Origin of the sequence: Paenibacillus sp. FSL E2-0201, assembly GCF_037963325.1 — a bacterium.
Classification (GTDB): Bacteria; Bacillota; Bacilli; order Paenibacillales; family Paenibacillaceae; genus Paenibacillus_AQ.
The window spans coordinates 1,156,363-1,168,945 of sequence record NZ_CP150154.1 but is presented as its reverse complement, the minus strand read 5'-3'; the positions used below and the strand labels follow the sequence as shown (position 1 = coordinate 1,168,945).

The window sequence follows — 12,583 nt, the reverse complement described above, 5'->3', positions numbered from 1 at the left end:
TTCATGATTATGGTTTCATCAAAATTCGTGAATGATATACAATAGAGGTAGTGCTAATCTTTAAAAATTACTTACTTGATGAGGTGTATTGGATAGTGATGAAGAAGACCGTTATTTTTAAAGAAAATGATCAATTTACAATTAAAGCTGATTTTTATGAAACAAACCGTTCCCAAGCCCCTGCTATTGTATACATTCACGGAGGCGGCCTACTTTGGGGTGATCGAGAAGATCTATCCGAGGAAATGATACAACTCTACACCAATAATGGCTTTGCGCTGTTTTCGATTGATTATAGATTAGCTCCTAGATCAACCCTATCTGACATCCTTGAAGATGTCCAAGACGGCCTTCTTTGGTTAGTGAATGAAGGACCCAAGGAATTCTCCATTGATCCCTCAAGGATTGCTGTGGTGGGAAGCTCCGCAGGTGGTTTCCTTGCGCTATGCACAGGAATGTTTACCCATAAGCCGCGTGCGATTGTCTCCTTCTATGGATATGGCGATATTAGTGCACAATGGGCACTAGAACCTAGTAAATTCTATTGTGAAAAAGATATCGTCTCTATGGAGATTGCAAAAAGTACGGTGTCTGATCAAATCATTACGAACGCAACCGTTGACGAACGTTTTCTTCTCTATTTATATGCTAGACAATCCGGTCAGTGGATACAAGAAGTGACGGGTTTGAATCCTTCTCTACATAAGGAAGAACTCCTCAAATTCTGTCCTATTCATCATGTAACTAAGGAATTCCCCCCTACATTGTTATTGCACGGAACAAATGATGTAGATGTACCCTATGAACAATCAGCATTCATGAGAGCTGCGCTAGTGAAAGAAGGGGTACCCGCAAAGCTTATAACCATTCCTAACGGAGAGCATGTATTTGAAAAAGATTTCAATAATCCTGTAGTGCAAAAAGCTCTTCATCAGGTGATTGATTTCCTTCAGCTTCATCTTACTGAGTAGTTCTGTAAAAGAACAGGAAAATCCGGCACTAAAATAGTGCCGGAAAATATAGGATACCGCCTGAATTATTTCTTGTTTAATTCGTGGAAATGCGTCCATAAATGATCGCAATCTTCTCTTGCTTCCACTTTAATCATATTGACAATACTCTCATCATGACCCACAAAATATTCACGAAGGTGGATGTCAGAGAAGCCATGCTCTTTCGCATCGTCTCTTGTGCTGCAATAATGAACTTCTTTAACACCTGACCAAATGATAGCGCCCATACACATTGGACAGGGTTCACAGGTTGCGTATATTACGCAATCCGATAAGTCCATGGTGTCTAGCTTTTTGCAGGCTTCTCGGATGGCTACCATTTCCGCATGTGCAGAAGGATCCGTATCTCTCATCATCGTATTGCTAACCGCTGCAATTACTTCATCGCCTCGAACAATCGTTGCACCAAACGGGCCCCCAAATTTCTTATTCATACCCTCGATCGTTGCATCTACCGCCAATTTCATGTAATCCATTTCAAAATTCCTCCTCTAGTTTAATTGGGATGATTTTAGTGTTTTGCTAAAGATGGTGTATAGAACAAACGAAACAATTAAACCACTAAAGAAAGCAAAATCATTCATCCTAACTAGGAAGGGGATACCCTTAAGAAATGCACCTGACATAGGAAGGATGAAGCTGACTGCTAGAACAGCCATCGCAACAGGATTGTAACCATTCTTATATTCACCGTTGCTGCCTGTTGGGACATAGATATTATCAAGATTTAATACTCTTTTCCGATGAATAAAGAAGCTTGAAAGCATAATACCCGCAATTGGACCAAAGATGGACCCGATAAAGCTATAGAAGTAAAATAAGGTCGTCGTACTTTCTACAAGCTTCCATGGCAAAATCAAAGTTCCAACAATAGCTGTTAAGACACCTGCAGTCTTTACAGTGAATTTTTTCGGGAAAAGGGATGACATTTGCAAGCCCGCTGGTAATAAGTTTGCAAACACTACGAAGGCGATTGCTCCTACGTTTAGCGCAAGAATCAATACAACAACCACGAAAGTGTTTTCAATTTTATCAATGGCATGAACGATATTAAAGATCGGTTCACCAAAGGCAATTTCAGTACCCGCGATTAAAGCCACACAAGTGATGGCAAAAAGAATATAAGACAAGATAAACCCTACAGGCAATCCAATCATAGCCGCTTTTGGTGATTTCGCACGATGCGTGAAGTCTGACATATTCACCACAGGACCCGCCCAGTTAGATACCAATGCACTCACGCAAGCGATAAAGACTAGCGGACTGGAACTTGGATTCGCTGGTACATACTCTAAAATCGGTCCGAACCCTCCAGCAATCTTGATCGCCCAAACAGCAGCACCAATAATAAACACATACACTACTGGAGATGACCAGTTACCGAACTTACCTAATGTTTTCATTCCGCCTAAGAACAACAGAACCGTTGCTGTCCAAAGAATTGCGTAAGAGATCATTGTCGGGAATGCTAACCCGAATAATGTAAAGCCACCGCCTAAATCCATATAATTCGGAATAAATCTGGCAAATATAACATTTAGCGATTCTGCACCTACAACAGTAGTGGTTCCAAAGAATACTAATCCGGCAACAAGGCCTCGTATTAATGCAGGTATAATCGCTCCCTTTACCCCAAACGAATCACGAAGCAACATCGCGAATGGCAGCCCGTATTTGGAAGCAGAATACCCATTTAAAGCATAAAATGCGGAGACAATGATGGCTGAAAGCATGACGGCAAAAAGCACTTGTGTTGTGTTCAACCCTAAGACGAAGAAACCTGCTACTGTCATATACGACATAATATTATGAACAGCGCCCATCCAGAGTGTTATATAGTTGGACATTCCCCAGTCTCTTTGGTCAGGCTTTTTAGGCAGTAATTCCTCACCGTAACCGTATGATTTGTACTTATCATAATTTTGTTCCAATTTTGCTTGATCCATGTCTACACTTCCCGCCTCTTAATATAGTTATTAGGTGTACTACGGAAGTCTGGAGGAACTAAAATCTTAAATTTACTTTACGATATGAGTGCCTGCCTTTTCATTAATCGCATCTTTCAAGCTTTCCGGATTCGTAATAATAACCCGCGTTCCGCTGTTCTCTAAGAAGCTTAAACTTGCCTCGATTTTAGGCAGCATACTTCCTGCTGGGAAGTGATTTTCCAGTACATATTGTTTAGTCTCATCAACCGTCATTTTGGAAAGCTCTTTTTGATTCGGCTTACCATAGTTGATGCATACTCTAGACACTCCCGTTGTAATAATTAATGTCTCCGCATGGATTTGTTCTGCTAAAAGACTCGTGGCAAAATCCTTATCGATAACTGCATCGATACCTTTGTACGTGTTATCATCAGACTTCACGACTGCGATACCTCCACCGCCTGCAGCGACAACGACAAATCCCCCATCGATTAATGACTTAATTGCGTCTTTCTCCACAATATCTATAGGTCTTGGGGACGGAACAACTCTACGGTATCCTCGGCCAGAGTCTTCTACAAAGCTCCATTCAGGATGCTCTTGTTTCATTTCTTCAGCTTGCTCTTGGGAAAAGAAAGATCCCACCGGCTTCGTCGGATTCTTAAAATTAGGATCTTCTGAGCTTACTTCAACTTGCGTGATAACCGTAGCCACATTCTTATGGATCCCTCTAACTGCAAATTCATTAATTAAAGCTTGTTGAATTAAATAACCGATTCCACCTTGTGTATCAGCTCCACAGTTCACTAGTGGAACAGGAGACATACCGGCAATCTCATGTGCAATCTCAGATCTTCTTAGTCCAAACCCTACTTGTGGCCCGTTACCATGAGTAACGACGACATTGTAGCCTTCTTGCACCATATCAACAATATTGACGACCACTTCTTTTACTGCTTCAGATTGGTCATGAATCGAATCCAAGCCATTTTCCTTGACCAATGAGTTTCCTCCAATAGCAACGATTATAGTCTCTTTCATCTGGTGCCTCCTATGTTGCAATTCTTATGCTCTAACCGAGTAACTCAATAGATTGCTTTTTGTGTGAATGGTATAACGGGTTCGTTGGGTCATTCTTTATTGCGTTTTCGATGGCTTCAATGGCTTCTTTATGCTTCCCAAGCGATCTTAGACTGTTCGCCTTATGGAAGAAGAAGTCATATCTATTCGGCTGAACAGCTAGCAGCTTATCCATCTCAATAACTGCTTCTTCGTGTCTCCCAAGCTCTCTTAAATAATTTGATTTGTGGTAACGATAGAACGTTTCATTAGGTGCCAGCTCACAGGCTTTATCATATTCCTGAAGAGCCTCCTCAGGTTTTTTCCATAGTCTTAAACAATTCGCTGTATAGAAATAGAATTCTAAATTAGCAGGATCCATAGATAAAACGCTTTCATAGCATTGAAGTGCCTCTTCGTATCTCTTTAATTCCTGCAAGAAATAACCTTTATAATAGATGAAATCCAGGTTGTCAGCATCCACTTCCAGCGCCCTGTCCATGACAGATATAGCTTCTTCATATTGATCGCTGTTAGCGAGAGCCTTTGCCTGCTTCACATATTCGTTATTTTCTTGGAAGCTATGTTCTAGAATCTTCACGACTTTATGCTGACCGTTCTCTTCGGCATGTTGTAGGGATGAGAGCCCATCTCGATCAGGCAAATGCACATCTGCCCCTGCATGAACAAGCGCTTCAATAATGTCAGAATATAGTCGTCCGCCATTCCCCAATATGACTGCTTCAAGCAGGGCTGACCAGCCTAAGTCATTGACATGATTCACTGGCACCCCAGCATCAATACACGCTTCTACGGTTTTTAAGTAGCCCTTTTCACTCGATGGTAACAGCGCTGTTCCTCCAAATCGATTCACGCTCTTCAAATCAGCACCACCAGCAATCATGAGACGCAGAATTTCATAGAATCCATTTGCTGCCGAGCAAATAAACGGTGAGAGTTGGGTAATATCTCTGGTGTTTACGTCACTTCCTGCTTCTATTAATCTTTTAGCAATCGCGATTTGATTGTTTTGTGTTGCCGCCATTAGCGCTGTTCGCCCAGCAGCATCTTTATAATCAACACTGGCACCTTTGCCTAATAGTTTCTCAACAGAAGCGAGTTCTCCCTGTTCACTCGCCTCAATAAGTTTTGTATTCAAGGATAGACTATCCAAAATTGTTCACTCCTTCACAACCTAACACGAGATGTCCGTCTAGTTCGAAATAAGAATGGTGGGCTAAACAAGTTAGCCCTTTTCTTATTTAATATTTTCACTTAATGCAAGTAATGCTTGTTCAAATGCTTCGATTGGAGGGTTAACGATACCTGCACCAATCATTCCAATCCCGGCATCTTTATGTGCAATAGCTGTATTAATAATCGGCATAATTCCAGTTTGAATAACTTTTTGAATATCAATACCTGTAGGAATCCCTATAAAGTCAAGCATTGGAATCGTCACGTTCGGATTTTCAGTGGTTGTGATTTCCGCCATTTTTGTGGTGTAGCTGATTGCATCATCAACGGTACCACCCACAAGCGACACAATCGCCGGTGCAGTTGCCATAGCAAATCCGCCAATGCCATAGGTCTCTGTGATCGCACTGACACCTATATCAAGACCAGAATCTTCTGGTTTGTAACCGGCAAACATAGGACCAATTACTTGTTGTGCAGGACCTGTAAACCACACGTTTCCAGCTATTCCGCTCACACGAATACCAAATTCCACTCCGTTACGAGCCATTGTGGTAACAATGGTACTATTCTCAATGCCGTGCGCAGCATCAAGGGCACATTTACAAAGCGCCATCCATGTTGGACCCGAGAAATAGTCGCTGCTGCTAACGAATTCAAACACTTCTTTTTTCTGTTCAACGGTAAAATCGGTTTGGATAATATAAGGCGTTAGCGCTTGAATGAGCAGGGTTGTTCCAGCTACATTTCGGTTATGACACTCGTCCCCCATATGAAGGGCTTGGGATAGCATTAAACGCAGGTCAATGCCATTTGGATTTAGTTTCATCGCATCTCTTAAAATAGGACCCAAGACATCACGCATCCAAATCAGACGCTGGATAACACTCTCATCATTGGCACCCATACGAAGGATTTTGGACATTTGCTCACTTAAGTTTGTATAAGCAATATTGCCATAAGTTTTATTCTCAACAATATGCATAAACATGGAAGCGGATGTGACACCAGCCATGGAGCCTACACAGTTATGTTCATGACATGGCGAGAAGGTAATCTCTCCAGATGCAGCTAGTTCAGCGGCTTCTTCAATATTTGGGGCAAGGCCTTCAAATACAATGGCTCCTGTTACCGCACCTTTCATCGGACCATTCATACGTTCCCAAGTGATTGGCGGGCCAGCATGTAAAATCGTATTTTTCGTCATGCCCGGAACCACATTGATCGCTTGGTCAAAGCCAATTAGTACCGGCTGGGAATTAATAATTCGCTCGACAGCCTCTTTGTTAGCAGCTTCAATCTTATCTGTAACACTTGGATCTTCAAGCTTATCCAGCGCAGCAATTAATTCTGGGTTCCCTCTCCCTGGCGGCATCCACTCCAAGTGAGTTACATTCGCGTTTTGCTTTAACAAATCATCTCTAAAGTTCTCAATGCCTACATTAATGACATTTAGTTTATTCGTAAAAAGTTCATTGATTTTACTCATGACTATTCTCCTTTCACAACGAATTCTCTTGCTAGTAGACCTGCGTTCTGACTGCTGCTAGCATGTGTAGCACCAGAAGCTAACAATTTATTAATTTGACCTTCAATATTTTGACTATCTAGCTCGGTTCCAAGAATGTATCCAATAATCTCTAGATGTCTTCCTTCATCTTCCGCGGCTTGCTTCGCTTCGATAATTGCTGGAAGCATTGCGCCTACAGGATCTTCGTGTGCTCCGAAGCCTAGTACAAAGTCCATCACAATAACACCGACAGAAGGATCTTTCGCTTCTTGAATAAATCTTTCAATCCGAGTGGATGGATCTATCATTGGATGTGGTTTACCTTGTGTAAATTGGTCGTCTCCGAAGTCTATAAAGGTATGATCTTGGCTTACTCTAACATCTTTTAAGCGATATTCAGGATCTCTCTGAATGTTACTGTAGACATTGTCGAATTTCTCCATAGCAATGTGCATCGCTTCATCACAGAGCGTACCGCCACTAAATAGTCCACGGATATATTTTTGCTCAGGCTTTAATTTCGCACGTACTTCTTCAATAAGTGGAAGATTTAACGCACGTTTGTTAAGCTTCGATTCGTCTGCTCCAGCTAAAAGCACCGCTTTAAGTGCCGCTTCTTTTGACATTTTTGCAAAATGACCGCCAGCTTGGGTGACCTTTTCTTCATTCCCACCCACAAACCAAACCACAACTGGTTTCTTACATTGTTTAATTTGTGCTAGTACTTTCTCTTCTACACTTGGTGCTGGTGGTTTAGATACGAGAACAATAACCTTTGTTGCATCATCCTCTTCTAGCGCTTTAATTCCAGCCAGCATCATAATGCCGCCAACCTCTTCACTTAGATCTCTACCGCCCGTACCGATCAACTGTGTGATTCCACCGCCAAATTCATGAATACGAACCGTTACCTCTTGGCTACCTGTTCCTGATGCGCCGACGATCCCAATATTGCCTTTTCTCACGGCATTTGCAAAACACAAAGCGACATTACCAATAATTGCAGTACCACAGTCTGGCCCCATCATTAGCAAGCCTTTTTCTTGGGCTAAAGTTTTTAATTCAATTTCATCTTCAATACTTACATTGTCGCTAAACAACATGACGTGAAGATTATTTTCAAGCGCTTTTCTTGCTTCTCTAGGAGCGTAACTCCCATTTACCGCAATAATCGCTAAGTTAGCATCAGGAGTACCGTTTACAGCTGAGGTAATTGTTGAGTATTTAACTTCACTCTTTCCTTTAGAGGAATCTTTCTTTTTCGTTAATAATTCATTGATACTTTCGAAAGCACGCTCACATAGCTCTTCAGAGGCAGCCTTCACAATAATCACTAAGTCACTTGTTTTGGCACTTTCTACTTCAGGGGTCATCAAGCCCACATTTCTAATGACCTCTTTATTCATTTCAGTACCCATTGCAATAATGGCTTGTTCTACGATTTCGATCTGATTCGCTTTTGTTGAGAGTGACATCAAAGATACGGAATCGATATAAGTGTTTGGTTTTACTAAAACTTGTACAGTCATATTTGTACCTCCCATTTACATGTTCATTTCCAGCCCTGCAATAATTCCTAGGGCTATATCTGTACCCGACGTGGAGCCTATAGCCAATACCCTACGTAAAGATGAGATTAATACTTCTTCACTACCTCTAAATAAAGCCTCCATTAAATCAATAATGGACTCTCTTACCTGGCCAGCGGCTGCTTTTGCTAATGCCATATAGCTGATATCATTGGTTAAAGCTTTCGCATGTAAGACGACTTCTTCACAAAACGAATGGTGTGAAAAGTATTGATGATTCTCGATGTTAAAGACGGTAAACAATCCCACCAAGAAATCATCACCGGCTGGCGTTAAGCCTGGTCCAAGGCCTATGAGCGAAGCTGCATGTATGATTGCAGTAGCCATTCGCTTATTTTGCAATTCCGATACAAGTAACTGCGTCCGTTCATGAAGCATTCTAGACATTTCATCGTCAAAAGGATTGCCACTTTTGAAAGCCCTTTCAATTCTACTGTTATTTCCGTGAAGTTTGATATATTGCTTCATGGTGGATAAATTCATTTCTAAGACATCCGCTACTGAAGGGTACTCGGGCAATATACAAGTCCAATTCTTAATACCTTCTATTGTTATAGACATCTTATTAGTAATCGACAGAACCGAATGATCCGAACTTACAAGGTCATTCACCCTAATATCTGCTTCTTCAAAGTCTTCTAAGTCAATAATAAGTGTATTAGGCGCATTATCGATTCCCTTACACGCAATAGTATACAAATCACCACTATCCAAACATTGAATATTGAGTGTACGATTAAACGTGCTATGAACAAAACCATGAAACTTATGATGATTGATTTGCTGAATAAAATCGTCATCACCGGATTTTGCAAATCTCACTAGCGTCACCTCTGTTTTAATTCCTTATTTTAAAAAAGGTGATTGACCTCCTTTACACGTCTAAAGATTGATAAATGGATTGGATAATATCATTTGGTTACATCGTACAAAGGTAACTTAGAGCGTAACTACCTTACGCACTTAATATATAATATACTGGTAGGGATCGTCATCGTTTAAGCGAACCAAAAAGAGTGCATCCTATTTGTGCATGTTATACAAGGGAATGTGTTAAAAGTGTGTCTGAGGAGCGTGTCAAAAATTGCTAACCGTTAAAGACTTAATGAAGATCAAGGCTATAGAGGGAATCAAAATTGTGGCTGGAGAAACAGGAATTGATAAATCCATATCCATCGTTAACATTATAGAGAATCCTGATGCCTTTGACTGGCTTTCACCTAACGAACTACTCTTATCAACAGGCTATATCTTTAAAAATAATGCAGAATTACAAAACCGAATAATTAAGGAGCTTGCAGAGCTCAACTGTTCAGGATTGGTTGTGAAAATGAAACGGTACTTTGACAAGCTTCCACAGAACATGATTGATGAAGCCAATAAGTACGGCTTACCCCTTCTGGAACTGCCTTTTGAATATACACTCTCTAACATGATCTCGATCATTAATGAGAAGGTTTCCGGAAGATATGATCTGCTCAATAGAAAAACTTTAGATATACATAACTTGTTCTTTAAAATTACCCTTGAAGGCGGCGGTATCGAAAAGATAACCTCCATGTTATCTGAAACGATTAGTAATCCTATTATCATCGTAGACAAGGATTGGCGATTACTACATCACACAGAACATGCGAAGAACAACAGCCCACTCGAGTATTATCTTGATTTTTCAAATCGACAGCCTGTTTTTAATAAAGCGTTCATCGATACCATTCCCACCAATCTAAATGAAATGAAAAAGTCTATTAAGAGGACCTATCGTTCAGAAGGTGCGGAAATAAAATGTCGGGTCATTCCTGTCGCTGCTTCTAACTATATTTATGGCTATATTGTGATTTGGCAGACAGTGCAAGAGCTATCCGAATTTGATTATATTATTTTGCAGCAAGCCTCCACCATCATGGCACTCGAGCTGATCAAAGCAAAGGAAATTAGCGAACTTGAAATAAGAATTAAGCAGGACTCCATTGATGATTTACTTTCGGGGAAAATCTCTTCGCAGGAAGCGCTGCAAACCTTATGCTATCTTCATGGATTAAATCCGAGCTATATGTATTACAGTATGGTGATAAATATTGAAATGAATGAAGCAGATAAGTTTGAAGATATGATTATTGGAAAGTACAAAATGGAGTCCACTGCCAAAAAGTGTGTGGATATCATTTATGGCTATTCACATCAAGCGATTGGAGAAATTAAGTGCTTTTATAGAAATAACAGAGTCATCATTCTAGTGGGACAAAATGAAGAAAGACCTCCTGTTTCGATTAGTGATGCCAAGTTATATGCGAATGAACTACTCGAGGTACTTATTCAAAAAACGAAGGAAACACTCTTAATAGGCATTGGTCAGCAATATAGTACAATCAGCTCGCTGCATAAAAGCTTTTCTGAGGCGAACGAAATGATTAAATTAATGCAACAAAAAAACCTTCAAAACAAGGTCTCACATTTCGAGGATTACTCGGTTTACCACCTGTTGGAAGCCAATATCAAAGTCGTAGCCTTAGAAGAATTTTTCCGAAAATGTCTAGGTAAAGTGTTTGATCATGATCAATTACATGGTACAAGTTATATGTTAACTTTAGAAAATTACTTTATTAACAATCTGAATGTCACCGAAACTTCAAAGGCTATGTTTTTGCACAGAAACACACTTATCTATCGAATCGAGAAAATTAAGGAAATCCTAAATCTGGACTTAAAGCATTCAGAAGAACTACTGCGGATTCAATTAGCATTAAAGATATATAGCATTTTAAACAAAACGATTTAAAAAAAAGCTCCCCATACAGCAGCAGGGTTCATTATTTCACCTGTCTACTATATGGGGAGTTTTCTTAGACATACTTATCTCGGCCAGACAACATTCCAAACGTCATCACGAGTCCAGAAATAACGATCAGTGTGATCAGTGGAATCGTCCACACTTGGGTCATATCGTATAAATACCCGATCAATATAGGTCCTATGGCTGCAAGCATGTATCCCGTTGATTGAGCCATCCCAGATAATTCTGCAGCTTGATTTCCGTTTCGGGCACGAATTCCGATATAACTTAACGCCAGTGGAAAATTCCCTCCCAAAGCAATACCAATTAAGATAATACTTAGGATCATTATTGGGTAAGATGCGCCCATCCATAGTCCACCATAACCAACAATGGAGCACATGCCTAATGCAAATGCAATCCACACTTGAGAGCGTAGTCGTCCAGCCAGAATAGGAACAAGAAAACTAGCAGGTACGCCTACAATTTGTGTGAAGGATAGCAACCAGCCTGCTGTACCTCTACTTATGCCATAGTTATATAAGATTTCAGGTAACCAAGACATTGTTATATAAAATAATGAAGACTGAAACCCCATGAATAGAGCTATTTTCCAAGCGAGTGGTGAACGCCAGATTTGCTTAGCACTGACACTTACACTTTTTATTGCCTTACCTTTGGCTGGATTTAATCGAAGCAGAACGATCCATACCAAGATCGCTATGATTGTCGGTATTCCCCATACAATTAAAGCTCCGTCCCACCCAAGCTTCAGATCATGAGCTAGAGGAATACTAATACCTGATGCTAACGATGCAAATAATCCCATTGAAGTGGAATACACACTTGTCATTAGACCGAACCTTTGAGGGAATTTCTCCTTCACAACTACCGGCAAAAGAACATTTCCAATGGCTATTCCTACCCCCACCAATAACGTTCCAAAGAAAATAAAGAGCGTCATTGAAATAGAACGGATACAAATACCGACCAAAAGAACAACCAAACCTAACAATAGTGTCTTCTCGTTGGATAAACGAGTAGCGATTTTGGGAACGAGAGACGACATAACAGCAAAGGATATCAAAGGTATACTCATTAATAAACCTGCACTCCAATGTGCAAGCCCTACATCCTCTTGAATAATTCCCACTAGTGGACCAACCGATGTAATAGCGGGCCGTAAATTAAAGGCTACCAGAACAATCCCCGTAATAAGTAAAATAATATATAACGAATTCTTGTTGTCTTGTGTCTGTGGTGATTGCAAAAACTAAATCTCCCCTCAAGTAATCAAATCTACGCAAATGATCTTCAGAATGTAGCATTAGTTATAACATATAAGAAACGAGTTTAAAAGTATAAAGTAGCAAGAGGCGTACCCGTTTCGCATACAAAGAGATAAAAGCGAAGCGTTCACCTAAGCGAACACGTTAATCCTAATTAAAAGACAAAGCTGTACCAAGTAGCCATTTTCATGACTTTGGTACAGCTTCTTTGTGCTGATATTATGT

Annotated in this window: 10 protein-coding genes; 2 read left to right on the top strand and 8 right to left on the bottom strand. The window is 40.4% G+C overall.

Features of this window, described 5'->3' with window-relative positions; genetic code table 11:
• The first annotated feature begins 98 nt into the window (after positions 1 to 98).
• Entirely contained in the window at positions 99 to 971 is an 873-nt protein-coding gene (locus NSU15_RS05120; RefSeq protein ID WP_042131873.1) for an alpha/beta hydrolase, read from the top strand.
• A 65-nt stretch (positions 972 to 1,036) separates the two neighbouring features.
• On the opposite strand, the gene NSU15_RS05115 is transcribed toward NSU15_RS05120, so the two are convergent.
• From NSU15_RS05115 to NSU15_RS05085, 7 genes are all read right to left on the bottom strand, one after another.
• Positions 1,037 to 1,489, bottom strand: coding sequence for a nucleoside deaminase (locus NSU15_RS05115; RefSeq protein ID WP_339289441.1), 453 nt, complete (start codon positions 1,487 to 1,489; stop codon positions 1,037 to 1,039).
• A gap of 15 nt (positions 1,490 to 1,504) precedes the next feature.
• Positions 1,505 to 2,959 (bottom strand): cytosine permease, encoded by a 1,455-nt coding sequence (locus NSU15_RS05110; protein ID WP_339289439.1) that lies wholly within the window; start codon positions 2,957 to 2,959, stop codon positions 1,505 to 1,507.
• A gap of 72 nt (positions 2,960 to 3,031) precedes the next feature.
• Positions 3,032 to 3,982 carry a carbamate kinase gene (gene arcC, locus NSU15_RS05105; protein WP_042124596.1) on the bottom strand — a complete coding sequence of 317 codons (951 nt, stop codon included), beginning with the start codon at positions 3,980 to 3,982 and terminating at the stop codon, positions 3,032 to 3,034.
• 31 nt (positions 3,983 to 4,013) lie between these two features.
• Positions 4,014 to 5,159 carry an ankyrin repeat domain-containing protein gene (locus NSU15_RS05100; RefSeq protein ID WP_339289437.1) on the bottom strand — a complete coding sequence of 382 codons (1,146 nt, stop codon included), beginning with the start codon at positions 5,157 to 5,159 and terminating at the stop codon, positions 4,014 to 4,016.
• 99 nt (positions 5,160 to 5,258) lie between these two features.
• Entirely contained in the window at positions 5,259 to 6,686 is a 1,428-nt protein-coding gene (locus tag NSU15_RS05095; protein WP_339289436.1) for a DUF1116 domain-containing protein, read from the bottom strand.
• 2 nt (positions 6,687 to 6,688) lie between these two features.
• Positions 6,689 to 8,236: an acyl-CoA synthetase FdrA gene (fdrA, locus tag NSU15_RS05090; protein ID WP_339289435.1), complete on the bottom strand. Its 1,548-nt coding sequence runs from the start codon at positions 8,234 to 8,236 to the stop codon at positions 6,689 to 6,691.
• Positions 8,237 to 8,251: 15 nt separating this feature from the next.
• Entirely contained in the window at positions 8,252 to 9,118 is an 867-nt protein-coding gene (locus NSU15_RS05085) for a DUF2877 domain-containing protein (protein ID WP_339289433.1), read from the bottom strand.
• Positions 9,119 to 9,380: 262 nt separating this feature from the next.
• On the opposite strand from NSU15_RS05085, the gene NSU15_RS05080 reads away from it, so the two are divergent.
• Entirely contained in the window at positions 9,381 to 11,075 is a 1,695-nt protein-coding gene (locus NSU15_RS05080; protein WP_339289432.1) for a PucR family transcriptional regulator ligand-binding domain-containing protein, read from the top strand.
• A gap of 64 nt (positions 11,076 to 11,139) precedes the next feature.
• Here NSU15_RS05080 and NSU15_RS05075 read toward each other — a convergent pair whose 3' ends face one another.
• A complete protein-coding gene (locus NSU15_RS05075; RefSeq protein ID WP_339289430.1) occupies positions 11,140 to 12,339 on the bottom strand; it encodes an MFS transporter in 1,200 nt (399 codons plus the stop codon).
• Positions 12,340 to 12,583: the final 244 nt, after the last annotated feature.

Coding starts and splice junctions, on each gene's coding strand:
- arcC (WP_042124596.1), bottom strand. CDS start 3,982: ATGAAAGAGACTATAATCGTTGCTATTGGAGGAAACTCATTGGTCAAG.
- NSU15_RS05115 (WP_339289441.1), bottom strand. CDS start 1,489: ATGGATTACATGAAATTGGCGGTAGATGCAACGATCGAGGGTATGAAT.
- NSU15_RS05095 (WP_339289436.1), bottom strand. CDS start 6,686: ATGAGTAAAATCAATGAACTTTTTACGAATAAACTAAATGTCATTAAT.
- fdrA (WP_339289435.1), bottom strand. CDS start 8,236: ATGACTGTACAAGTTTTAGTAAAACCAAACACTTATATCGATTCCGTA.
- NSU15_RS05110 (WP_339289439.1), bottom strand. CDS start 2,959: ATGGATCAAGCAAAATTGGAACAAAATTATGATAAGTACAAATCATAC.
- NSU15_RS05120 (WP_042131873.1), top strand. CDS start 99: ATGAAGAAGACCGTTATTTTTAAAGAAAATGATCAATTTACAATTAAA.